Origin of the sequence: Haloferax gibbonsii ATCC 33959, assembly GCF_000336775.1 — an archaeon.
Classification (GTDB): Archaea; Halobacteriota; Halobacteria; order Halobacteriales; family Haloferacaceae; genus Haloferax; species Haloferax gibbonsii.
This window is the reverse complement of sequence record NZ_AOLJ01000018.1, coordinates 252,665-276,105: the sequence shown is the minus strand read 5'-3', so window position 1 is coordinate 276,105 and position 23,441 is coordinate 252,665. Positions and strand designations below refer to the sequence as shown.

Here is a 23,441-nt window from a genome sequence, read left to right as displayed (position 1 = left end):
ACCGGCAAACTGCATGACCTGTCCGCGGTGTTCACAGCCCCTCTCGACGCTCTCGCTCGACGGCCGCGCGGCGCGCTACTGCGAGCGGTGCGGCTTCGTCGGCGTCGAGACGGTCCACGAGCGCGACGCGCCGAACCGAGAGTCGTGGGACGACGCGATAGCCCGCTTTCACGCCCGGGCGGTCCGCGGGGCGCGCGAGCGCGACGAGGGCGTGGCGGCTGAAGACGAAGGCGGCGACGACGAGTCCGCTGGCGGCGACAGCGAGTCTGCTGACGGCGACGACGAGTCCGGAGCCGAGGGCGACGAAGCTGACGCCGACAACAGCGAGAGCGACGCCGTCACCGACGAGAGCGACGCGACTGAAGGCGTCGCCGAGTCCGGAGCCGTCGAGGCCGACGAGACGGGTGACAGCGACACCGCTGACCGCGAGTCCAGCGACTACCAGCGCAAAAACGGGGAGGACGGCGACCGCGGGGACCGCACGGGAGACGAGTAACGCGCTCGCTCGCGCGCTCCCGGCGGCGCGTCGACCTCGGTCGTGACGTACTGTCCGGTCGGGTGCGTCAGTTCGGGTCGGCGCTCAGTTCGATTCCGGTGCGGCTTCTGCTTCGGGTTCCGGTTCGGGCTCTGGTTCCGAGGCGCTCCCGTCGGACTCCTCTTCGGAGCGGGCGGCGACGAGCGACCCGCGGGCGACGCTGTACAGCGGGCGGTCGATGCTCCGAACCTCGTTGACCGAGAACGGAATCGTCGAGTCTTCGAGGTGGTGTTCGAACAGCTCTTCGAAGCCTTTCGGGCTGGAGGTGCCGCCGGTGACGACGACGGGCACGTCGAGGCCTTCTTCGATGTCTTCCTCGTCGACCTCGCGCTCGATGTTCTCGATGACGTAGTCGAGGAGGTTCTCGTAGTAAATCGACAGCGCGCCCTCGACGCCGCCGACGTCCGTCCGGAAGTCGAGCTGGAAGTCGTCTTCCTTGATGGACGTGACCTTGTCGACGGCCGTGCCGGTGGCCTGTGCGGTCTGCTGGTCGATCCAGTCGCCGCCGCGGGCGATGGAGAACTGCATGACCGGCACCGCGTAGTACGCCAGACAGATGTTCGTCATGCCCGCGCCGAAGGAGACGCCGAGACCGGTGAAGTTGTTGTCGGCGAGTTCGCTGTAGATGACCGCCATCCCCTCGTTGATAGGTTCGGGGTCGTAGCCCATGTCGCCGAGCATCGATTCGAGCGTCTTGTCGTGATACAGCGTCGAGAGGTCCGAGTCGATGGGGTCCGCCGGACTCGAATAGAAGAGGCGCTCGTTCGGCCGGGAGGGCGAGCCGACGACCTGCTCGATGATGAGCTTGATCATCGGAATCGCGGAGGACTCCTCGCTGGAGAGGATGCCGTGTTGCATCGGCCGGCGCGTCTCCTTGCCGAAGATGTTCGCGAAGTTGAGCGCGTCGTCGCCGACGACGTACACCTTGTCGTCCTTGCGGATGTGGAGCACGTCGCTCCGCGAGAGCATCTGCTCCGCCATGTCGCTGTAGTCGATTTCGACGAACGAGTTTCGCTGCTGGACAAATACGGTCTCACTTCCATCCTGGCTCGCGGACAGGATGTTCATGGTACCTACGTCAAGGCCTTTCGCCATACCTCACGCGTCGTAGGGCTGTCGCATAAATCTGTATGCGCTTTTGACATTCACTTCTGCCGATGAATCCAACGCCGAACCGATAGCCCGGCGTCCCGCGACGACTCAGGAGAACAGTCCGCGAATCCGGTCGACCACGCCGTCCGAGTCCTCGCGTTCGGCGTCGGCCTGCTGTTGCTTCCGGAGTTCGGCCAGCGCGGCGGCCTGGTCGTCCGTGCTGTCGCCGACCGCCGTGTCCTTCTTCCCGCCGCGGAGCCCCTGTAGCCCGGCGACCGCGTCGTCGACCCCGCCGCCGCGCGTCTCGGTCACCTTGGCGTTCTCGAAGCTCGCCCGGTCCACGTCGTCGACGGCGGAGGTATCGAGCTTCAGGCGGGTGGTCTCGGTCTTGCGGACGCCGCCCCACGACAGTTCGGTGTTCGACATCGCCTCGTCCATGTCGCGGCGGACCTGCGCGGAGACGGCTTCCTCGTCCTCGCCGTCGTCGGTCGCGTCGGTCTCCGCATCGCCCCCGCCCGCGGCGGGGCCGCTCGTCCTCGCGCGGGCGAGTTGGAAGCCGACGAGCGACGTGCCGCTCGCGGCGACGACCGCCACCGCGCCGAGCGAGTAGATGCCGACGATGCGGCCGCTCTGGTCGGCGCTCGCGGAGACGTTCCAGTTGTGGGGGTACGCGCCGACGAACTGGACGACGGCGACCGCGCAGACGAGGAGGCCCGCGCCCGCGAGGACCGTCGGGAACCGGTACTGGGAGGGAAGCAGGACCACGACGGAGACCAAGAGGAGGGGAATCCCGAGCGCGCCGGTGACGCCCGCGACCTCGCGGAGTTCGTACTTGAAGATGTTCTCGGGCGGGATGCCGCCGCTCCACACCACCGCCGCGAGCGCGACGGCGAGCAGTCCGATAGCCGTAAAGAACAGCGCGAAGCCCGCGTAGACGGTCGTCTCGTCGGGGTCGGCGTCGACGTACCGCCGGTAGAGGGCGATGAGGGTGTTCTGCCCGTCACTCGACATGCCTCAGACCACTCTCCGGTGCGACATATAATGTTCGCTGGGTTCGGGGTTCGTACCGCCGCCGGCGTCCGAACCGACGCCCCGTCACGACCCGCCGGCGCACCGCTACTGTCCGCCGAGTCGCTACTGTCCACCGGCGTGCTCGACGGACATGTCGTAGGCCGCGACCGTGTCGCCGAGGGTCGCCTCGGTGAGCGTGGGGTCCGCGTCGAACCGCGCGCTGGTGAACCGAGCGGGCCCGCGGACGACGGTGTCGCCGAAGGCCGCGGCGTCCGTCACGTGCGTGTACGCGAAGTCCAGTCGGCCCTCGATTTCCACCCCGAAAACGAGCGAACCCACGGTGCAGTCGGAGAAGTCCACGTCGCGCGCGACGCGGACGCCCGAACAGAACACCTCGTCGCCGAAGCGCGCGTGGTCGCAGACGACGCTCCCGCCGACCGTGGTTTCGACCACTCGAACCGGCGAGTCGGCGGAACAGACCGCGTCGGAGAGGTCGAGGCCGCCGGTCACGGTCGCGCGGACGAACGACGCCGCCCCCGACTCGAATCGCGCGCTCCGGAAGCGGAGCGCCCGCCCCTCGACGGTCGCGTTGTCGAAGGAGACCGGGCCGTCGAACGCGCTGTGCGTGAAGTCGACGGTCCCGTCGCGGGCGGTGAGCCCCGTGCAGTCGACCCGGCCGCCGAAGCCGGCGCTCGTCGCGTCGATGCCGCCGTCCACCGTGAGCCGCGTCGCGTCGAGTTCGCCGTCGACCGTCAGGTGTTCGAGCGAGAGGCCGTCGTCGACGGTCGCCGACGCGGCGACGATGTTCTCACGGACGCGGCAGTGCGCGAGGGAGAGCCGACGGTCGCACGCGACGTTCCCGAGGTCGAGGCGACCGCCCAGTCGGGTGTGGGAGAACCACGCCGGCCCGCCGAACTGCGCCTCCGCGACGGACACGTCGTCGTCGACGACGCCCTTCCGGAACGTCGCCCCGCCCTCGAAGCGCGCCTCGGTCGCGACGACCGCCCCTGCGCTGAAGCCGGTCGCGTCGAAGCGCTCGCCGAAGCGCGACTCGCAGAGCACCCAGCGGTCCCCGACCTGGAGACTGCGACAGGTGACTGTCGCGAGCGCGTCGAGCCGCTGCATGCACACCGCGCCGCCCACCGAGACGCGGTCGAGCCGCAGCGGGCCCTCGAGCGCCGCGTCGCGCAGGTCGATATCTCCTTTCACCATCGCGCCGCGGAAGTCGAGCGGCGCGTCGTCGGCGAGCGTCAGCCCTGCGAGGTCGATGCGTTCGAACGACCCGCCGACGAACGCCGACGGCCGTTCGGGGTCGGCAATCGTCTCGCGGAGCGCCTCGGTGACGGCCGCGGGTCGCGTTTCGCCGACGGGGCGGTGAAAGAGACAGCGGTCGGCCGCACCGCTCGCGGGGTGCGGACACCGCCACACGGATGGCGATTCGTCGGCACCCGTCTCGTCGTCGGCGTCGAAGACGTGCTTGTAAGCACAGCGAGCGGGGCGTTCCACGTCGCTCGACCGTTCGTCGTTATCACGTAAATAGGTTGTCACGATGTCGCGAACGTCCGATTTCACCTTCGTCGCCACCTCAGTCGGCTGCTCTGATTACCGCTCGATGAAGGGCGCGCCGGCCTCCGCGTCGCCGACGACGGCCGAGAACGTCGCCGCGAACTCGAAGTCACGGACGGGGAGCGTGACCAGCCGAACCGTCTCGCCGGCGCTGTCGTGGAAGCCGACGACGGTCCGGTCCGATTCGAGTTCGACCGAACAGCCGGCGAAGACGGGGCGGTTGAGCTGTATCGTCCGCACCTCTCGGACTTCCTCGGGGGTCGCCTGCTCGCCGTCGTGTCGAATCTGCACGAGTCGCGTCTCGGTCAGAAGCACCGTCATCTCCTCGTAGTGGCTGACCGACCGGAGCGTCTCGTGTTCACCGACGAACTGGTGAATCGACTCGTAGAGGCTCATACGTCGCCTACTCGACCTACTCCTATCAACGTATCTACAACAGTTTTCGGCGTCTCTCGACCGTCAGCGCGGGTCGCGAACCTCGCGACTCGCGGCCTGAACGGTCGGGGCCCGACCGTCTGTCAGAGGCGTGCAGGCGGGACGGGCCGCCGTGACTGGGCAATCGCGCTGTCCACATCCTGACCAACACGACTGCCCGCTATACGGTCGTCGTCGGGAGTATATCAACGTATGTGCCCGTCGGCTGCGTGGACAGTCGAAAACCGATGTTCGAGCTCAGTCGGCGGCCTCGATACCGGGGTCGCCCGTCAGGACGATGATGTCGGCCATCCCCCGCACGGACCTGAACGGGACCCGAATCCCCCGCGGACCGACTTCCATTCCCTCGGGAGGGTCTTCGACCGAGACGAGAAGCGCGGTCACGCGGTCGTCGTCGAGGTCGACACAGAGGTCGACTGCCTCGCCCAACCGGTTCCCCGAGGCGGTGTACACGGGGCGGCCTTCGATGCTCGGAATCGGTTCGATGCCCGTCGGTGACTGGGGGACCATACCTACGCCATCGAACGTGTCAATAAAAAATACCTCGGTCGATGCGGGCGGTTCGGTCCCGAGGGGCATCGAGGGGTACGAGACGTTCCGGTCCAGACGCGTACCGCGCGATAGTCGCCGAGAGACGACGCGAGCGCTGGATATTCTCCCGCGTCGATATGTATTTAGGCACGCCTAATGGATATGAATCTGGTCAGGAAAACTGAGCCTCGGTGTTCCTTCCACAGACCCACCACCACTGCCGAGGCCGACTGACCATTTTCTCACGGGCAGGCGGTTGGTCGTGTTTATCCCGCTGTCGTCTCTCCCGCCGAGCGCCGTCGCCGCCTGCGCTGCGTACAGTCCCGTTGCCATGATGCAAAGTAATCTTCACATTTATGTTTTTGAATACACATTTTCTCCGTATGGTAGACAGTCCGGTCCGGGCGTATGGTGCGCTGTTCGTCGTCGTCGCGGCGGCGGTCAGCGGTGCTATCATCCTCTCGGGATTCGTCGCTATCGACTTCGTACTCGACACGGTCACGGTCTGGGGATACATGGCTGCGGTCGGCGTGATGGTCGTCTGTGCGGCGGTCAGTTGGCTGACCGACCTCCCCGGAATCCTGTCGAGCGAGTTCGGAAGCGGCGGACGGTGAGACGACGCTGAGGCTGCCACTACCGCGCGTTCGAAAAAGAACCCCTGTCGGGACGTTCCCCTGACGGGGGTGTTAGTCCCGAATCTCGACGAACAGCCGCTGCACGTCGACGATGTTGACCTCGCCGTTTCCGGAGAAGTCGAACGCGTCGGCGTTGTCGGTGATGCCCGGACTGTTCCGGTTCGCGAACATGGCCTGCACGTCGGAGACGGTCACGTTTCCGTCGCCGTTGATGTCTTCGAACGTTCCGTCGCCGTCCGGGTCAGTCGGCACGGCGTCCGATGCACCGACCGGCTCGAGCGCGACCGCGGTGAGGGTCGCGCCGCTCTCGGAGCCGACGTCGTATTCGGTACCCGGCTCGCTTCCCAGTACCGTCTCCGAGACCGCCAGTTCGGACGTTCCCGCCGACGTGAGTGTGACGTTCACGCGGGCGAAGGTGACGGTCCCGTTCTGCGCCGTGTCCATGCCGAACGCGTCGATTGCGACCGAGTCGTTCTCCGGGCCGTACTCGACGTCTGTCCCGTTCGGCGACCCGAGAACGGTCACGTCGGTAATCGTTCCCGCCGTGCCGTTCGTCAGGTTGAGCGTCGTTTCGAACGCGCCGACGCCGTCGGTGACGTTCGTCGCGACGAGGTCGACGGTCACCGTCTCGTTCACGCTCGCGGTCGTCGGCGTCGCGAGCGCGCGAACGTCGACCGCATCCGGCGTCGTGTTGCTCTCGTCGTCCTCGTCACCGTCCAACTGGACCGTCACGGTTCGGTCGTCGTCGAGCGAGAGCGTCTCGGTGGTCTCGATACCTTCGAGGTCGGTCGCGTTCGGCGGCGCTTCGACGGTCAGCCGAAGGTCGCCGACGAGTTCGACGCCGGGGCGACCGGTCGCGTCCAGCACCATCGTGCCGTTCGGAAGCGTGCTTCCGGAGACGAAGCCGACCGAACCGTTGTTGCGGTGGTCGACGGTGACGCGCGCGTTCTCGACCGCGTCGCCGCCGGCGTCGACGACGGAGACGTTGAGCTGGTGGGCCTCGGGGAGCGCGACTGTTCCGACGTCGTGCGGGGCGGCCCCCACGTCAATCGACGTCGCCGCGTAGACGTCCGGGACGCCGTCGCGCGGGAAGCTCGTTCCCTCCTCGGCGTACCGTTCCTGTCGGAACTTCACGTTGTAGGTCCCGTTTTCCGCGACGGACACGCCGAACGCCCCGTCGTCGGCCGTGCGGGCGAAGCCGCCGCCGGACGTGCCGTTCGTATCGCCGAGGACGACCGCGGTCCGGTTGACCGCCGGTTCGCCGTCCGGCCGGACGAACCGACCGGTGACGTTCACTCGGTCGGTCAACTGAACCGTGAGGTTCGTGTCCGACGTGACGTTCAGCCGCGTCCCGACGAAGGTCTCGTTCGGGCCGTAGACTTGGACCTGCACGTTGCCGCCGTAATCGTTGGGGACCGCCTCCGGGCCGGCGACTTCGACACCCTGGGTCTGGCCGAAGATGAACTGGCCGTCACTAGCGGTCTGCCCGCTGACGGAATCGAACACGCGGTTCCCGCCGTACGCGACGACGACCGTCGCGTCGTCGGCCGGGTCGCCCTGCCGGTCGAGTACGGTCACGTTGAGGCGGTTGGCATTCGGTAGTTCATCGCTTCCGAGGTGCGTCGAGTCGTCGGCGTAGACGCGGTGGAGCGGGTAGAGGTCCGGCACCCCGTCGACTTGGCTACTCGGCTGGACGAACGAAACCTGATACGTTCCGCGGGCGGCCGTCAGGTCGTATTCGCCGTTCGGCCCGAGCGACGACACGTCGCCGTCGGGTGCGCCGAGACGAGTGTCGAGGACGACCTCACCGGGCGGGACGGTCCCGTCGGCGGCTTCAACGAAGCCGGTCAGATTCGCCGGCGACCCGTCCGTCTCGTTCGTGGCGAGCGTGAACGAGAGGTCCGTGTCGTTCGTCACGGTGACGCGCTGCCGTTGAATCGTGTCCTCGTACGCGTCGGACTCAACCGGCGGTGCGACCTCCACGGTCACGTTGCCGGTGACTTCCACGCCGGGCCGAGGCGCGTCGTTGATGATGAGCCGTCCGTTCGCATTCGTCCGGCCTCCGAACACCACTCTCGCGGAGCCGTTCGCGTGCGTGATTCGCAGCCGTGCGTCTTCGACCGCACTTTCGTTTTCGGCCGTCACGGAGACGTTGAGGACGTGGCCCTCGGGAATCTCGGCATCGACGGTCGTCGTCTGTGACGTGTTGATTCGGTCGACCGCGTAGATGTCCGCGACGCCATCGCGGGGCCACGCGTCGGCTCTGGAGGCCGACTCGCTCGCGTTGAACTGGTAGAACCCGACCTGGTACTCGGTGTCTTGGAGCACCGACTGGTCGAATTCGGCGATGTCCTGCGTCGTGTTGTAGAACCCGGAACCGTTCGTCGTTGCGGCGGCTGACGGGCTATCGAACGACTCGTCGAAGAACGCGACCGTGTCGTTGACCAGCGGCGTCCCGTTGGCCGTGGTTACGTGACCGGAGACGGACGTGGTCTCGCGGATCGGCTCTGCGTCCTGGTCGATGCTGATGTAGCCCTCTGCCGACGAGAGCCGACCGTCTGCGGTGACGGTCTGGACCATCGCCGAGTAGCTACCGGCTTCGGTCGTCGCCGGAATCCTGACCGACGCGTTCTCGCCCGGCGCGAACGTCCGGGTCGTGAGCACGCGTTCTTCGGCCTCTTCATCCCACGAATAGACGGTGAGCACGCCGCCCTCGACGGTCTCGTCGGGGACGTCGTAGTTAATTGTCACCGTCTCGCCGGGCGCGACTTCGGTGTAGCCGTTCCCGCTGTCAGTGACGTTGACGTCCACGACGTACTGGCTCAGCGACGGCGACGTCCAGTAGTTGAAGTCCCGCGTTCGGCTGTCGGCCGCGAGGGCGACCGAGAGCTGCGCGTCCGCGGGCACGTCGTAGGTGAACGACGCCTGCCCGCTCGCGTTCGTCGTCACCAACCCGGTCGCGAACACGCCGGCTCGCAGGCCGTTGCGTGCACCGACGTACGCGACGGGCGCGTTCGAGACGGGCGAGCCATCCGCGTCGATGAACGCTATCGAACCGTTCGCCGACTGGCCGGCTTCGGTTCCGAACTCCCCGTCAAGTTCGGTTTCGCCCTGCGAGATGTCGGTGGAGCCGTAGCCAACGACTGTGCTGTCGTCGACGGTCGTCACCGCGCGAATCTGGATGTTTCTGTTGTGGTAGTCTGCGAGCGACTGCGGCAGGTCGAACGAGACCGTTGCCGCGCCGGTGCTGTTCGTCGTTACGGTCCGGTAATCGAGAACCGTCGCGTCGACTCCCGAGAGCACACTGACGTTCTGACCGCTCACCAGCGTGTCGTTTCGCTCGACGGAGACGGTCGCCGTCACGGTCCCGCTCGGACTGACCTCGCGGACGTCCGGCTCGACCGCAACCTCGGCCGCCGGTTCGTCTGGCACCGGTTCGTCGTCTCCGCTCGTTCGGTTCTCGACTTCGAGCTCGGCGTCCTCGGCGATTCGGACGCCGTTCGTCTCGAGGGTGACGTCGTAGTGGACGCGGTACTCCGTCTGGTTCGCCGGCACGTCCCACGACGTCACGAACTGGCCGGCGGCGGTCGTCGTGAGCGTCTGAGTATCGAGGACCACGTCGCTCTCGTTTTCGACGCGCAGCGTTAGCTCCTCGTTCGCCAGCGGCTCGCCCGTCTCGGTGAGAACCGTCCCGGAAATCGACGCGCGCTCGCCCGGGCGAAGCTCCCACCAGTTCGGGATGTTGACGCTACTGATATACTCCGCCGAATCGATGGTTGCGCGCTCGGTTTCGCCGTTCGGTCCGGTCGCACGAACGACGTACGACCCCGTCTGTGTCGTCGTGAGATTGAGCCGAGCGAAACTGTCGGTCCCCGTCGTCACGTTCTGTTCAGTGACGCTCCCGTCGGGTGACCGAATCTCGACGTGAACCGGGTCACCGGTGGTGGGTTCCCCGTCGACGCTCGTGTGGACGGCGACGCCCACGGTGCTGTTCTGCGGCGTCGTCTGGCGGTAGTACTGCGGAACGAGCTGGGCTCGCGCGCCCGCGGTAAAGCTCGCGTAGCCGGAGTACCCGCTCGTGTCCGACGTGACTAACACTCGGTACTCGCCGTCGTCGCGTCCGGCGAGGTCGTAGCTGACCACCGCCGTCCCGTCCTCACCGGTCGTCGCGTTGAACGTGTCCGTGCCGTTCGGCGTCTCGACTTCGACCGTGAGCGACGTGTTCGCCGGCACGTACTCCTCGGTCGTCACGTTCACCGCGCTCACGCGGATGTCGACAGTCCCGTCGCTGTCGTACGACGGTTCGCCGTACTCGTAGGCGACACTTGCCCCTACGTCGATCTCCGGTTCCGAGTCGTGACTGAACGAACTGAGGAGTTCGTCGGACGACTCGGCGTCGGTCGCCGTGACCGTCGAATCGTCCGAGAGCTCGACGCGTTCGGTCTGCTTCTGGATGCCGTCGTCGGTCCGCGTGTAGGTGACGACGAGATACTCCCCGCGCGGGAGCGACGACGTGTCCACGTCACCCCCTTCGAAGTGGTAGTCTGCCCCCGAGCCCGTGTCGATGAACACCACCTCGAGGACCCCGCTTTCGTTTATCGGTTGTACCTCTGTATCCGGTTGCTGCTGTATCTCCTCTGCCGCACTAACCCCAACCAATGCGACCGAGCAGACGAACAGCACTGCCCCTAGTGTAACTGCTATCCGTGCTCGCATCGCTCGCAAGTGTTTATCGAAATAGTATAATTGTATGGTTCGTTGGAAACAATTGACTGTCCCGCGTTTTCGACGGACTCCGCGGCTTTCTACTGACCCCTTTCGAGAACCGTTCTCGAGGTCTCTCAGAGCGGAGTCGATAGGTATAATGACCTTAACATTGTCACACTACTGTGCGTCTTGGTAACGATACTCTCCCTCTCCGACTCGTCGACGCTGATGAACACATCGACTGTCACTCGGAGAAACAATTATTGGCTGTCACATGGACTTCCAACCGAATGAGTGCCTTCAGTACCCGTGAACGTGCGGATTCGTAGGTGCTGACAAGAACGTTCCATACAATATGGTGGCTACACACTACGAAGTGGGTGAAACAGTACCTGCGGACATCTGCTCGGTCCCCGCCGAGGAAGAAGAGATAACGTTCGCCGTCTCCGTCGACGTCTACGACGGATACGGGAGCGCCAAGCACGTCTATCCGACAGAGCAAGTCGAACGCGTCTGGGACCTGTTCGTCACGAACACCGAAACCGACGAGGTGGTGGTCGAAGACGAAGTTCGGCTCTACACGATTCCCCACGACGCGCTCCGCTGAGTGGGTCGTGGTCGCACGCTCGCTCGCCTCCGCGTCCTGCCCGAGTCGCGAACCCGAGTCGCGTTCGACGACCGTCCGCAGGGGCCGAAATATCCGAGAGCTGACTATGTACCGAACGGTCAGAGACTCGCGGACGTACCACCGAACCGACCAGACAAACCTGCGACAGCTATGCGCGACCGCGCGACGACGGCCGCATCGGTTCGGACCGGTCGTGGGGTGTCGATGCCGAACCGTTCGCGTACAGACGGCTCACGCGGCGCGTCAAGTGGCCGTGGTCAGAACTCGGAGACCGTGCCCAGACTGTGGCACGGTGAGTCGACAGTCGGAGAACTCCCGTGTCAAACGTATCAATCTATCAGTTAGTTATGCGAGTTGAGTAATAATTATCACGGTTCTCGTTGGACATATGGCTGAAACTTGAGCAGTACGCCTTCCGGTGTATGGGTAGGGAGCGATACTGCTTATAGTATCGAAAAATCGTGTGGGTTGTCAACGCATGGCCAAAGAGAGATACGATGCAGGGGAAACCGTACCGTCGACCATCTGTACAATCGCCGACGACGAAGACGGCCTGACGTTCGGGGCGACAGTCGAAGTCGACGAGGGAGAGGTTGCGTTCGCCGTTCCGGTTGAGGTCTACCACGGCTACGGAAGCGCGAAGCACATCTATCCGGTCGAGCAGGTCGAAGACGTTTCGGACCTGTTCGCGACGGAGAGCCACTTCGAGGAGGTGACCATCGCGGAGAACGTGCAGTTGTACACGATGCCGCACGAGTCGCTCCGCTGACTGCGCGGCGCGCGAGTCGGCCTCCGCGTCGACCGCGACCCGCCTCGCTCCGCTCGTTCGCCTCCTCGTCGTGAAATCCCGGTTCTGTATCTCCGTATTCTACATCATTATTTCTACGCGCGTCTCTGTCGGAGCGAAGACTCTACCTACCTCAGCGTTCCCATCACGAGCAATGACGCTCGAAGACGACGCTCGGGACTACCATCGACGGCCGCCCGCGGGAAAAGTGGAGATAGCGACGACGAAGCCGACGAACACGCAGCGCGACCTGAGCCTGGCGTACTCGCCGGGCGTGGCCGCGCCGTGTCTCGACATCGCGGAGGACGAGACGGCGGCCTACGAGTACACGGCGAAGGGCAACCTCGTCGGCGTCGTCTCGAACGGTTCTGCGGTGCTCGGCCTCGGCGATATCGGAGCGCAGGCGTCGAAACCGGTGATGGAGGGCAAGGGCGTGCTGTTCAAGCGCTTCGCCGACATCGACGTGTTCGACGTCGAGTTCGACCACGACGACCCCCAGGCGTTCGTGGAGTCGGTCGCCGCGATGGAGCCGACGTTCGGCGGCATCAACTTGGAGGACATCCGCGCGCCCGAGTGCTTCGAAATCGAGGAGTCCCTGCGCGACCGGATGGACATCCCCGTGTTCCACGACGACCAGCACGGCACGGCCATCATCTCCGGTGCGGCGCTACTCAACGCCGCCGACATCGCGGACAAGGAGCTGTCGTCGCTGAACGTCACCTTCTCGGGGGCGGGCGCGGCCGCGACCGCGACGGCGCGGTTCTACGTCTCGCTGGGCATCCCCCACGAGAACATCACGCTGTGCGACATCGACGGCGTTCTCTCGGAGTCGCGGGCCGAGGCCGGCGAACTCGACGAGTACGCCGAACCGTTCGCCCGCGGCGTCGACGACGGCGACCTCGAAGACGCAATCGAGGGCGCTGACGTGCTCGTCGGCCTCTCGGTCGGCGGCATCGTCAGCCAGGAGATGGTGCGGTCGATGGCCGACAACCCAATCATCTTCGCGATGGCCAACCCGGACCCCGAAATCGCCTACGAGGACGCGAAGGACGCCCGCGACGACACCGTCATCATGGCGACCGGGCGCTCCGACTACCCGAATCAGGTGAACAACGTCCTCGGGTTCCCGTTCATCTTCCGCGGCGCGCTCGACGTGCGTGCGACCGAAATCAACGAGGAGATGAAGCGCGCGGCCGCCGAGGCGCTGGCGAACCTCGCCCGACAGGACGTGCCCGACGCGGTCGTCAAAGCCTACGGTGACGGCCCGCTGCAGTTCGGCCCCGACTACCTCATCCCCAAGCCCCTCGACCAGCGCGTCCTCTACGAGGTGACGCCCGCCGTCGCCGAGGCGGCCATGGAGAGCGGCGCGGCCCGCCGCGAGCGCGACCTCGACGACTACCGCGAGGAGTTGGAGGCCCGCCTCGGGAAGTCCCGCGAGATGATGCGCGTCGTTCTCAACAAGGCGGCGACGAACCCCAAGCGGGTCGTCCTCGCCGAGGGCGAAGACGAGAAGATGATTCGCGCCGCGAGCCAGTTGGTCGAAGAGGGCATCGCCGAACCCATCCTCGTCGGCCGGACGAAGGAGATTCTCCGCACCGCCGAGGACCTCGGTCTCGATTTCGACCCGACCATCGCCGACCCCGAAAGCGGCGAGTGGAACCACTACGTGGACCACCTCTACGAGCGCCGCCAGCGCAAGGGCCTCACCCGGACGGAGGCTGCCGAACTCGTGCGGAGCGATTCGAACTACTTCGCCAGCGTGATGGTCGCCATGGACGACGCGGACGCGATGCTGACCGGCCTCACGCATCACTACCCCTCGGCGCTCCGCCCGCCGCTGCAGATTATCGGCACGGCCGACGACGCCGACTACGCCGCCGGCGTCTACATGTTGACCTTCCGGAACCGCGTCATCTTCTGCGCCGACGCGACGGTCAACCTCGACCCCGACGAGAACGTGCTCGCCGAGGTGACGAAACACACCGCCGAACTCGCCCGGCGGTTCAACGTCGACCCCCGCGCGGCCCTGCTCTCGTACTCCGACTTCGGGAGCGTCACGAACGAGGGGACGCGCAAGCCCCGCGACGCGGTCGAACAACTGCACGCCGACCCCGCCGTTGACTTCCCGGTCGACGGCGAGATGCAGGCCGACACCGCCCTCGTCGAGGAGATGCTGACCGATACCTACGACTTCGCGGAGCTCGACGACCCCGCGAACGTCCTCGTGTTCCCGAACCTCGAAGCGGGCAACATCGGCTACAAACTGCTCCAGCGTCTCGGCGGCGCGGAAGCTATCGGCCCGATGCTCGTCGGCATGGACAAGCCGGTCCACGTCCTCCAGCGCGGCGACGAAGTGAAAGATATCGTCAACTTGGCCGGTGTCGCCGTGGTGGACGCCCAAGAGGAGTAACGCGCTCCGAGCGGCGTCGAGCCACCTCGGCCGGCCGCGGCGGCCACTCCGTCGTGTCAGCACGAGAAATTAAATACGTTCAGCCGAGTCAGGGTGTATGGTCGAGTTGGGTACACACACGTCGGCGTCGGAGCGCCGGTTCGCACTCGGGTGGGTCGGGATGGCCATCGTGATGTCGCTCGCGGTGGCGGCCATCGATTTCCTCGAACTGCCGTTGCAGACGGTGTACGTGTTCGCGGCGGGCGTGACGCTTCGGGAGGTCATCGGACTGGCCGTCTGGCTGCTCCGACGCTGACGGCGGGCGGAGAACAGCTATATCGACGTCGTTCGAACGTTCGCGCGTGCCATCACGTCGCCTCGTTCTCGGGTCGTTCGCCTCGCTTTTCGCCGGCTGTAGCGCGTCGCCGTCGCCGCCGACGACGCCCGATTCGCCGACGACGCGAGCGGAGCCGGAGTCGCCGACGGCGACGTCGTCCCCTGACCCCTACGAGTCCCATCTCGCCTCGTTCGGACGGTTCCTCGACTCGGAGTCGGTGGCGCTCGCGGAACTGACCGCCGACGAACGGGCGTCTGTCGTCTCGCTCACTTACGAGAGCGACGCGCGCAGCACGGACCGCCTCAGCAACGAAATCGGGACCGTCGCCGGCGGGTTCTTCAGGGAGGTCGCCGCGGGGTGGACCGCGTCGCGGCTCGAAGCGACCATCGTCGCGGCCGCCGCCGACTCGGGCGCGGTCGTCGCCCGCTGGCGCGCCGAGTCCACGTGGTTCGACGCCTACGACCGCGGCGACATCAGCGCGGACGAGCTATCGCTCCGGGTACTGCAGACTCTCGAACGAGCGTAAACCGAGAACGCGGGTCGACGAGACCGCGCGCCTGCGAGTCGCTGCTCGCGACGCCCCGCACCTACGTCCGTCGCCGAGCGAGTGCGACGAGCGCCGCCAACGCCGCCGCGAGCGCTGCGGTCACCGCACCGAAGCCGGGGGTACTGGTCCCGGTCGTCGCCGGTTCCGACTCGGTCGTCGCGGTCGGCGTCGGCGTCGACTCGGCGTCGACCCGGAGCGTTCCGGCCGAGACGCCGTCCACCGCGACGTCGTAGCGCCCGACGGCGTCGGCTGTGACCACGAACTCGACGGACCGCGTCTCGCCGGGGGCGAGGTCGAGCGTTCGCGACTCGCTGACCGCGCCGTCGACCGTCAGGTCGACCGTCGTCTCGCCGCGGGTCTGGCCGGTGTTTTCGACCGTCGCGGTCACGGTGACCGAGTCGCCAACGACCACCGAGGACGGCAGGGAGCCGGTCGTCACCGCGAAGGCCGCCCCGGCGGGTGCGGGGGCGAGCGCGAACACCGAGAGGCCGGGCGAGACGGCGGTGAATCGGACCTCGTCGTCGGTCTCGCCGGCGACGCTCGTCGAGAGCGCCCGCCACTCGCCGTCGCTGTAGCGGTAGAGCCGGAGGTCGGCCGGGTCGAGGCCGCGGTCCGTCAGCGTCGCCTTCGAGACGGAGACGGTGAAGTTCACGCCGGAGATGGCGCTGTCGTCCACGTCGTGGGCCACGTCGAGGTACGAAAGCGGCCCCCCGTCGAGCGCCGGCGTCCCGTCCGGCACGGAATCGAGCGCCCGCACCGTGAGTTTCGCGTCCGACTTCGCGCCGAGCGTGAGCGAGAGGCCGTCGACCCGGACGCCGCCGCGCTCGACGCCGGAGAGGTCGACCTCGACCGGCGCGCCGGGCTTCGCGTTTCGGATGTCGACCGCGAGGCCGCCGTTACTGGCCGACGTGCGAACCGACGTCCGCGCGCCGCCGGAGTTGGAACCGCCCGACGAGCCGCCGGTGTCGTCGTCGCTCTCGCCGCCCGGGTCGTCCGGGCTGTCCGTCGTGTCGCCGCCGTCGGTCTCGCCGCCGTCGGAGCCGCCGGTCACCTCGACGGACGCGTCGGCCGTCGTGCGCGTAATCGCCGACCCGTCCGCGTCGGCGAGGGTGTCGACCTCGACGCCGAGCGTCGCGTCGCCGGCCGACTCGCCCGTCACGTCGAGCGCCGCGAGCGCGACGTCGCCGGTCGGGCCGGACCGGGCGTCGGTGTAGCCGACGATTCTGAGGACGCCCGATTCGGGCGCGGCCGTCTCGACCGCGAAGTCGCTGTCGGCGACGCGCACCGAGACGACCGAGGGGTCGTAGGTGACGTTGACTGCGAACGCGCCGACGCCCGCGCCGGCGGGAACGTCCGCGGCCCGCAGGGTCGCCGTCGCCGTCTCCTCCAAGCCGACCGAATCGACGCCCGCGACGGAGACGGTCGCCGAAGATGCCGCGCCGGCCGCGGAGACCGCAGCGAACGGTGCGACGCCCGCGAGGACGACCGCGCAGACGACCGCCGCGACGACGACGCGCCGCGCGAACGCGAGACGGCTCATCGCGCACCTCCGTAGTCGGCGGTGCGGTTGCCGGCGTCGTACTGGGCGACGAGCATCGCATCGACCGCCGTCACCTCGCCGTCGCCGTCCACGTCGCCGTAGGGGTCGCCGTCGTCGACCGCGGCGACCGCGGCCGCGATATCCGCGGCGTCGCCGTCGTCGACGGTCCCGTCGCGGGTCGCGTCGCCGACCGGGAAGCCGACGAACTCGATGGCCACGTCGAGCAGGCCGGGCGAGTCGAGGGCGACGGTCGTGGTTCCACCATTGCGGCCGGGCGCGACCTGCTGGCCGTCCACGGTGGCCGTCACGTCGTGGTAGCCCGACGGGAAGGCAGCGGGGTCGGCGACGCCGACGACCGCCCGGCCGTCGGGCACGTCCGCGAGGAACGCGACTTCGAACCGCGCGCGGGCGGTGGCGTTGCCGGCCTCGGTGACGGCGCTCTCGGCGCTGCCGTTCGCGACGGCCGACTGTGCGTCGGTGGCGACGACGACCGCGGGGTCGTCCAGCGAGCCGTGGCGGTAGGTCACGTTGGTCTCGCCGCCGGCGACGACCGAGACGTTCAGCGCCGGGTAGGTCGCGCCGCCGACGCTGACGGAGACGGTGTGGTCGCCCGCGGTCACGTCGTCGCGGACGGTGGCCCCCGCGCGGTCGGTGCCGTCGACGGTGACGGTCGCGCCCGACGCCGGGTCGCCCGCCTCGTCGAGCACGTCCACGGAGAGCGCGCCGGTGGCGACAGCGGTCGCGGTCGTCTGCGCGCGGACGTTGTTCGACTCGTTGTACAGGGGGCGCACGTCAGCCCGAACGGTGCGCTCGCCCGCCGACTCGACGGTGACGGTGAAGACGTAGGTCCGCGACTCGCCCGCCGGGACGTTCCGGCCGTAGACGAACAGCGAGTCCCCGCTCGTAATCGTGCTGTTCTGGACGGCCCACGTCCGGGTTCCGTCGGTCGATTTCACCACTGGATTCGGGTCCGCCGGGGCCGACAGCCCGGCTTCGAGGGGGACCTCGACGATGGGGCTGAACAGGTCCGTGCCGCTCGCCGTGTTGTCGACGGTCACTTCGAGTCGGTTGTCGCCGACGTGGAAGTCGGCCGGCGCGTCGATTGAGACGCCGTAGCCGGCCGCGGCCGCGGTGGGCGCGGAGACGCCGGCGACGACGACCGCGACGAGCAGGAGTCCCGTCACGGCGCGTGCGACGGACATCTCAGGCACCTCCCTCGTTCGCGGCGTACTCGTCGCGGGCGACGAGTTGGTCGTTTTCGAGACCGACGACGAGCACGCCCGTCCCGGTCGTATCGACCTGCACGGTTATCGGCCCGTCGGCGTTGTCCCGGAGCGTCTGGAGTTCGCTGTCGGTGAGTTCGACCGAGTCGAGCGCGTCGGTCGAGTCCACGTCGATGGTCTTCGTCACGAGCGCCGGGGTCGACTCCGTGCCGAAGGTGACGGTCACGTCGTGGGTCGGGTTCGAGCCGCCCTGTCCGAGCGTCAACAGCGTGTTGATTGCGAGGGCGGTCGCGCGGGTGTAGCCCCACGACCCGCGGTCGTCGTAGACGGTGACGAGGTAGGTCTGGCCGGCCTGCACGGAGGCGTTCGTGTTCTCCAGTCCGGTCGCGTTGAGCGCCATGAGCGCGTACGCGGTCGTCTCGGAGGTGGTGCCGACGTCGCTCCACGAGGCGGAGCGGCGTTGCGACCACGCCCCGCTGTCGGCTTGGTTGTCGAGCAGCCACGCCCGGCCGTCGTCGATGGCCGTCCGGACGGGAGCCGTCTCGACGCCCGAGGCTTCGAGGCCCCAGACGGCGAGCGCGGTGGACATCGTGTTCGGGGTGGAACCGTCGCCCCACGCGCCGTCGGCGCGCTGGGCGGTCACGAGGTAGCTCGCGGCGTCGCCCCGGAGTTGGTCTGCGGTCGCTGCGGCGGTCGCGTTGTACGGGCCGGCCTGGTCGAGGGCGACGAGGGTGAACCCGGTCATGGCGGCGTCATCGTCGAAGTAGAACTTGTCGTTGCGGATGCGGCCGTCGGCGGCCTGTTCGTCCGCGAGCCACGCGACGGTCGCGTTAGCGTCTATCCGGTCGAGGTCGGCGCGGACCGGCGCGCGAGCGCTCTGCACGGGGTCGTTTCCGACCGCGCTCGTGCCGAACAGCGCGTAGGCCGTGTAGAACACGTCGCCGTCGGGGTCGTTGCCGTACATGCTCCACGAACCGTTCTCGTGTTGCGCGTCCTGTCCGGTCGTCAGACGGGCGACGCCCGCGTCCACGCTGGCGTTGATTTGGCCGGTGTCGTATCCGCCGGGTGCGGGGTTGCGCCGGTAGTACTGGCCGGTGTACAGCGCTCCGAGCATCGGCGAGGTCGTCTGCTCGACGCAGGCGTGGGGGTACTCCACGAGGTAGTCGAGCCCGGCGAGCGTCCGCCCGTCGGTCCCGAGGTGCGTGGAGATGGTCACCCCGTGTTCGTAGGTCGTCTCGTTGCGGAGGGTGAGCGTCGCGGAGTCGCTCCCCGTGCCGGTGAAGTTCACCGCCGCCGTGTCGACCACGCGGGTCTTCGGGCGCTCGACGGTGAGGCGTTCGGTCGCCGTCTCGTTCTCACCGCGGGCGCTGAGGTTCAGTTCGAGGTCGTAGGTCGCGTCGCGGTTCGCGGTGGCGACCACGGTCCACTCGAAGTACGTTCGGTCGTCGGTGTCGTACTTGGTCGCGGTCTCGCCGGGCGCGAATTCGAGGCCCGCCGGGAGCGACAGGTTCGCGGTCACGTTGCTCTCGTAGTTGCTGTAGCCGCGGCCGTAGACGGTGACGTTCCGGCCGACCTGCACCGGGTCGGCGGCGGACAGCCGTCCGCGGAGTTCGTACGGCTGGCTCGTCGTCACGTCGCGGTCGGCGTTGCCGCGCGGGGCGTCGGGGTCCGCGACGGAGGCGACGAGCGTGTGCCGCCCGGTCGCGAACGTGTGATTCCGCGTGAAGACGGCCGTCTCGCGTGGGTCGAGCGCCGGCACGGCGAGGGTCTCGTTCGACGACCCGTCGCCGAAGTCGAGCTCGGCGGTGCGGGCGTCGCTCGGGGCGTTCCCGTAGTTCCTGACGTAGACGCGCGTCTCGGCGGCCTCGGTCGGGATGACCCGCCACGGCGCGTTGACGGTGAGTCGGAGGTCGGCGTAGCTGACCTCGGTCGTCGCCGTGGTTCGATTGTCGGTCTCGTCGCCCTCGGCGACCGCGCCGTCGGGGTCCGAGACGGCGACGAGTTCCACGTCCGGATACGCCGAACTCAGGTTGCCGCGGAGCCAGTCGGTGAGGTCGACCGTCACCGTCTCGTTCGCGCCGGCGGCGACGGTGCCGACGGCGCGGGTGTACGTCGTCGAGGCGTCGTCGTAGTAGCCGACGCGGGACCGCGCGACCAGTCGCACGTCGACGTCGGTCGCCTCGGCGGTGCCGTCGTTGACGACGGTGACGTTCGCGGTCACGCGGTCATTGCCGAGCGTCTGGGCGGGTTCGACCGAGATGCGCGGTTCGAGGTCGGGCGCGGCCGAGGCGTTCACGACGAGCGTCGTCGCGTTGCTGTTCCCGGACGCGTCGGTCGCGGTGACGGTGACGGTGTGTGCGCCCGCCGTCGCCAACGAGAGGTTCGTCCGGTTCGCGGCCGTCGTCACCGACTGCCCCTCGTCGGTCTCGAAGGTGTAGTTCGCGACGCGGTGGTTGTCGGTCGCGCTCGCGGCGACGCTGAAGTTCCCGCCGGTCCTGACTGGCGACGGCGCGCTCGCCGAGACCGTCGGCGGCACGCGGTCGACCACCGGAACGGTCGCCGAAAGCGTCACCAGCGTCTGTTCGGTCGTCCCGTCGAGCACCTCGACCGAGACGGGCGCGTCCCCGAGCGCCGCGTAGGTGTGGTTCGTCCGGTTCGCGCTCGTGAAGACGGTCTCGCCGTCACCGAACGACCAACCGTAGCGAACGTCCGTCACGGACGCCGGGAGCGAGCGGTTGGTGACGGCGAAGGAGACGTTCGTCACGTTCACGTCGGCCGGCGTCGGGGCGACGCGGAGGTCCGCAGAGCCGATGTCGCGGACGGTCACGGCCGTCGTCGCGGTGTAGAGCTTGCGGTCGTAGCTGTCGAAGCCGGAGACGCGGGCCGTGTACGTTCCGGTCCGGTCGTACGCGTGCGAGACGTTCCGCGCCGTCGTCTCGGCGGTCGCGCCGTCGCCGAACGACCAGCGGTAGGTCTCGACGCTGTCGGCGTCGCCCGAGACGGTCGTCTCGAAGGTGACGTTCTCGACGGTACGCCGCGGGTCCGCGGGCGTCGCCGAGAGCGACCCCGANAGAGATGTGTATAAGAGACAGGTTGATGTCCGACGACGACCCGGTCTGGACGTAGAGCCAGCCGTCGCCGCCGACGACCGCGCTCGCGACGGTGGTGTCGAATCCGGGGGCGTCAAGCGAGTCGTTCCACACCGGCGCGCCCGTCTGCAGGTCGAGCGCGTGGACGGTGCCGTCGAACTCGGCGACGTAGACCGTGTCGCCGAGGACGGCCGGCGCGCCGAGGACGGCGCTGTCGGTGTCGTAGCTCCACGCGCGCGAGCCGTTCGTGGCGACCGCGACGACGCCCTTCTCGTCGTCGTAGAAGCCGCCGCGGGTGTCGACGACGATGCCGTCGGCGACGGCCGGCGACGAGCGGCTCTCGGTCTCGCCGGCGGCCACGGACCACAGTTGCGCGCCCGTGTCGGCGTCGAAGGCGACGAGCGAGCCGTACGTCGAGACGTAGAGGACGCCGTCCGAGACGGTGGGTGCCGCGCCGCGGTGGTTCGAGAGGCTCCGGTTCCACCGCTCGGTGCCCGTGTCGGCGTCGAAGGCGTAGAGGTGCGAGCCGAAGCCGGTGAAGCGCGAGCCGTCCCACCCCTGCGTCACGTAGACGGTGCCGTTCGCCACCGCGGGCACGGCCTGCGCGTCACCGGTCGTTTCGAGTTCGGTCAGGTTCTTCCGCCAGCGGAGCGAGTGCGACCCCCGGTCGATGGCGTAGAGCGCGTCTTCGGCCTCCGAGACGACGTAGACCGCGTCGCTCGTCACCGTGGGCGCGGAGAGCCACTCGCCGTCGGTGAACAGACCGTCGCTGTCGGCCGGCACCGACACCGACCAGCGTTCGGAGCCGTCGGCCGCGTCGAACACGGTGAGCGTGTCGCGCTCGTTGTTCGCGGCGTCGTTGTGACTGCTCACGAACACCGAGTCGCCCTCGACGGTCGGGGGCGCGGTCACCTCGTCGGGGTAGGCGCTGGCGGACCACAGCGTCGAGCCGTTCGCGGCGTCGTAGGCGACGATTCCGTAGCCGCTGGCGACGAACACCCGCCCGTCAGCGAACGTCGGCGGCCGCGAGTAGAGCGTGGACGTGGTCTCGTTCCAGCGGACCTCGACGGGTCCCGCCGGGCCGACGCCGGCGACGTTCGCGCCGGTGTTGGCGTCGTCGTAGCCGAACTGCGGCCAGCCGTCGGTCGGCGCGGCGAACTCCTCGGCGGCGACCTCGACCGCCGCAGACGCCGTGAACAGCGGCGTTCCGTTCGCGTTCGCCACGGTCACGGCGGCGTCGTAGGTACCGGGGTCGGCGTAGGCGTGGCTGGTCTCGTTGGCCGCGGTCGTCGCGTCGGCGGTCCCGTCGCCGTCGAAGTCCCACCGGTACTCGCCGACCGACTGGCCGGCCGCGAGCGAGACGTTCCGAACCTCGAACGCGACAGATTCGCCCTCGGTGAGGCTGTCGGGCGTGGCGACGAGCGTGCCGTTTCCGGCGGCCGTCACGTCGAGTCGGAGCGTGTCTTCGACCAGGAGCGCCTCCGTGCTGTTGTCGCGGACCCGCACGGTCGCGTTGTACGCGCCCGGCTCGGCGTAGGTGTGATTCGCCGTCGCGTTCGGGTGTCTCGTGTACGCGCGGTCGCCGTCGCCGAACGTCCACGTGTAGAAGTCGCCGTCGCCGACGCCGGAGACGTTCACGAGGGCGAACCGAACCGTATCGAGATTGGCGCGGGCGGGCGTCGGTGCGGCGGTGAGCGTGCCGTCTCCGGCCGTCACCGCGTCGAGCGTGAGCGACTCCTCGAAGAGGAACTGCTCGCTCCCGCTCCGCGCCGTGACGGCGACGGTGTGCGGGCCGGGGGCGGAGAACCCGGGGAGGACGAGGCTCGCGTTCGGATGCGTCGTGTACCCCGCGTAAGAGCCGTCGACCGTCCACGTGTAGAACGAGGGCGTCTCGCCCGTGATGTTCGACAGCGAGACGTTGACAGGCTCGCCGAGCGCCGGGGCCGTCTCGTTCGCCGTCATCGTCGCGCCCGGCTGTTCGGCCGATTCGAGCGTCACCGTCACCGTCTCGTCGCCCGTCACGTCGAGCTGTGTCGTGTAGACGCGCTGGACGTAGCCGCTCGACGACGAGACGGGCTCGCCTTCGAGTCCGCCGTCGTAGCTGAGTTGTCTCGGCGGGGCGACGGCGACGGTCACGTTGCCCGTGAGTTCGATTCCGGCCGTCCCGTTCGAGAGGTGGACGTCGCCGTCGGCCTCGGTGAGGAACCACTCGCCGAACTGCGAGGTGTTCACCGTCGCGCCGTTCGCGTTCGTGTGCTGGAAGGCCACGGCCGCCCCCGAGACGGGCGCGCCGGTCTCGTTGACGACCGAGAGGTTCACCACGTGCGCACCCGGAAGCGCCGCGTTCCCGAGGTCGGCGGTCGCGCCGGGCGACGCCCGCCGAAGCGCG

General features: G+C 68.1%; 16 protein-coding genes and 2 pseudogenes. 7 read left to right on the top strand and 11 right to left on the bottom strand.

Going from position 1 to position 23,441, the window contains the following annotated elements; translation table 11 throughout:
- Positions 1–13: 13 nt before the first annotated feature.
- Complete coding sequence (locus C454_RS12365) at positions 14–496, top strand: zinc finger domain-containing protein (RefSeq protein ID WP_004976168.1); 483 nt, start codon at positions 14–16, stop codon at positions 494–496.
- Positions 497–580: 84 nt separating this feature from the next.
- Here C454_RS12365 and C454_RS12360 read toward each other — a convergent pair whose 3' ends face one another.
- The 5 genes from C454_RS12360 to C454_RS12340 all read right to left on the bottom strand — a co-directional run bounded on the left by C454_RS12360 (position 581) and on the right by C454_RS12340 (position 5,149).
- Complete coding sequence (locus C454_RS12360) at positions 581–1,630, bottom strand: disk-shape morphogenesis protein volactin (protein WP_455428727.1); 1,050 nt, start codon at positions 1,628–1,630, stop codon at positions 581–583.
- A gap of 105 nt (positions 1,631–1,735) precedes the next feature.
- Positions 1,736–2,638, bottom strand: coding sequence for a DUF7139 domain-containing protein (locus C454_RS12355; RefSeq protein ID WP_004976165.1), 903 nt, complete (start codon positions 2,636–2,638; stop codon positions 1,736–1,738).
- 123 nt (positions 2,639–2,761) lie between these two features.
- A complete protein-coding gene (locus tag C454_RS12350; RefSeq protein ID WP_049905161.1) occupies positions 2,762–4,144 on the bottom strand; it encodes a pentapeptide repeat-containing protein in 1,383 nt (460 codons plus the stop codon).
- Positions 4,145–4,240: 96 nt separating this feature from the next.
- Positions 4,241–4,600 carry a hypothetical protein gene (locus C454_RS12345; protein ID WP_004976160.1) on the bottom strand — a complete coding sequence of 120 codons (360 nt, stop codon included), beginning with the start codon at positions 4,598–4,600 and terminating at the stop codon, positions 4,241–4,243.
- Between the two features lie 276 nt (positions 4,601–4,876).
- Positions 4,877–5,149 carry a PRC-barrel domain-containing protein gene (locus C454_RS12340; RefSeq protein ID WP_004976157.1) on the bottom strand — a complete coding sequence of 91 codons (273 nt, stop codon included), beginning with the start codon at positions 5,147–5,149 and terminating at the stop codon, positions 4,877–4,879.
- 404 nt (positions 5,150–5,553) lie between these two features.
- On the opposite strand from C454_RS12340, the gene C454_RS12335 reads away from it, so the two are divergent.
- On the top strand, positions 5,554–5,784 hold the full coding sequence (locus C454_RS12335; protein ID WP_004976153.1) for a hypothetical protein: 231 nt from the start codon (positions 5,554–5,556) through the stop codon (positions 5,782–5,784).
- Positions 5,785–5,856: 72 nt separating this feature from the next.
- On the opposite strand, the gene C454_RS12330 is transcribed toward C454_RS12335, so the two are convergent.
- Positions 5,857–10,377: a dockerin type I domain-containing protein gene (locus tag C454_RS12330; protein WP_239639940.1), complete on the bottom strand. Its 4,521-nt coding sequence runs from the start codon at positions 10,375–10,377 to the stop codon at positions 5,857–5,859.
- Between the two features lie 490 nt (positions 10,378–10,867).
- On the opposite strand from C454_RS12330, the gene C454_RS12325 reads away from it, so the two are divergent.
- The 5 genes from C454_RS12325 (at position 10,868) to C454_RS12305 (ending at position 15,179) form a co-directional block, all read left to right on the top strand.
- Positions 10,868–11,119 carry a hypothetical protein gene (locus C454_RS12325; protein ID WP_004976149.1) on the top strand — a complete coding sequence of 84 codons (252 nt, stop codon included), beginning with the start codon at positions 10,868–10,870 and terminating at the stop codon, positions 11,117–11,119.
- Positions 11,120–11,618: 499 nt separating this feature from the next.
- Positions 11,619–11,909 (top strand): hypothetical protein, encoded by a 291-nt coding sequence (locus C454_RS12320; protein ID WP_004976145.1) that lies wholly within the window; start codon positions 11,619–11,621, stop codon positions 11,907–11,909.
- A gap of 172 nt (positions 11,910–12,081) precedes the next feature.
- Positions 12,082–14,337, top strand: a complete 2,256-nt coding sequence (locus C454_RS12315; protein ID WP_004976143.1) for an NADP-dependent malic enzyme — start codon at positions 12,082–12,084, stop codon at positions 14,335–14,337.
- A gap of 97 nt (positions 14,338–14,434) precedes the next feature.
- Positions 14,435–14,632, top strand: a complete 198-nt coding sequence (locus C454_RS12310) for a hypothetical protein (RefSeq protein ID WP_004976138.1) — start codon at positions 14,435–14,437, stop codon at positions 14,630–14,632.
- Between the two features lie 46 nt (positions 14,633–14,678).
- Entirely contained in the window at positions 14,679–15,179 is a 501-nt protein-coding gene (locus tag C454_RS12305) for a hypothetical protein (protein ID WP_004976136.1), read from the top strand.
- A 61-nt stretch (positions 15,180–15,240) separates the two neighbouring features.
- Here C454_RS12305 and C454_RS12300 read toward each other — a convergent pair whose 3' ends face one another.
- The 5 genes and pseudogenes from C454_RS12300 to C454_RS21025 form a co-directional block, all read right to left on the bottom strand.
- Positions 15,241–16,740, bottom strand: a complete 1,500-nt coding sequence (locus C454_RS12300) for a PGF-pre-PGF domain-containing protein (RefSeq protein WP_004976135.1) — start codon at positions 16,738–16,740, stop codon at positions 15,241–15,243.
- Positions 16,737–17,942, bottom strand: a complete 1,206-nt coding sequence (locus tag C454_RS12295) for a hypothetical protein (protein WP_004976131.1) — start codon at positions 17,940–17,942, stop codon at positions 16,737–16,739. Before C454_RS12295 ends, C454_RS12300 begins: the two co-directional genes overlap by 4 nt.
- A gap of 1 nt (position 17,943) precedes the next feature.
- Positions 17,944–20,790 carry a CARDB domain-containing protein gene (locus C454_RS21035; RefSeq protein ID WP_004976128.1) on the bottom strand — a complete coding sequence of 949 codons (2,847 nt, stop codon included), beginning with the start codon at positions 20,788–20,790 and terminating at the stop codon, positions 17,944–17,946.
- Between the two features lie 51 nt (positions 20,791–20,841).
- Positions 20,842–21,150, bottom strand: a pseudogene (locus C454_RS21030) (PKD domain-containing protein); the annotation flags it as partial.
- A 46-nt stretch (positions 21,151–21,196) separates the two neighbouring features.
- Positions 21,197–23,014: pseudogene (locus C454_RS21025) on the bottom strand (outer membrane protein assembly factor BamB family protein); the annotation flags it as partial.
- Between the last annotated feature and the right edge of the window lie 427 nt (positions 23,015–23,441).

Excerpts from the sequence above, each read along its gene's own strand:
- C454_RS12365 (WP_004976168.1), top strand. The coding sequence starts at position 14 with ATGACCTGTCCGCGGTGTTCACAGCCCCTCTCGACGCTCTCGCTCGAC.
- C454_RS12360 (WP_455428727.1), bottom strand. The coding sequence starts at position 1,630 with ATGGCGAAAGGCCTTGACGTAGGTACCATGAACATCCTGTCCGCGAGC.
- C454_RS12355 (WP_004976165.1), bottom strand. The coding sequence starts at position 2,638 with ATGTCGAGTGACGGGCAGAACACCCTCATCGCCCTCTACCGGCGGTAC.
- C454_RS12345 (WP_004976160.1), bottom strand. The coding sequence starts at position 4,600 with ATGAGCCTCTACGAGTCGATTCACCAGTTCGTCGGTGAACACGAGACG.
- C454_RS12340 (WP_004976157.1), bottom strand. The coding sequence starts at position 5,149 with ATGGTCCCCCAGTCACCGACGGGCATCGAACCGATTCCGAGCATCGAA.
- C454_RS12335 (WP_004976153.1), top strand. The coding sequence starts at position 5,554 with ATGGTAGACAGTCCGGTCCGGGCGTATGGTGCGCTGTTCGTCGTCGTC.
- C454_RS12325 (WP_004976149.1), top strand. The coding sequence starts at position 10,868 with ATGGTGGCTACACACTACGAAGTGGGTGAAACAGTACCTGCGGACATC.
- C454_RS12320 (WP_004976145.1), top strand. The coding sequence starts at position 11,619 with ATGGCCAAAGAGAGATACGATGCAGGGGAAACCGTACCGTCGACCATC.
- C454_RS12315 (WP_004976143.1), top strand. The coding sequence starts at position 12,082 with ATGACGCTCGAAGACGACGCTCGGGACTACCATCGACGGCCGCCCGCG.
- C454_RS12310 (WP_004976138.1), top strand. The coding sequence starts at position 14,435 with ATGGTCGAGTTGGGTACACACACGTCGGCGTCGGAGCGCCGGTTCGCA.
- C454_RS12300 (WP_004976135.1), bottom strand. The coding sequence starts at position 16,740 with ATGAGCCGTCTCGCGTTCGCGCGGCGCGTCGTCGTCGCGGCGGTCGTC.
- C454_RS12295 (WP_004976131.1), bottom strand. The coding sequence starts at position 17,942 with ATGTCCGTCGCACGCGCCGTGACGGGACTCCTGCTCGTCGCGGTCGTC.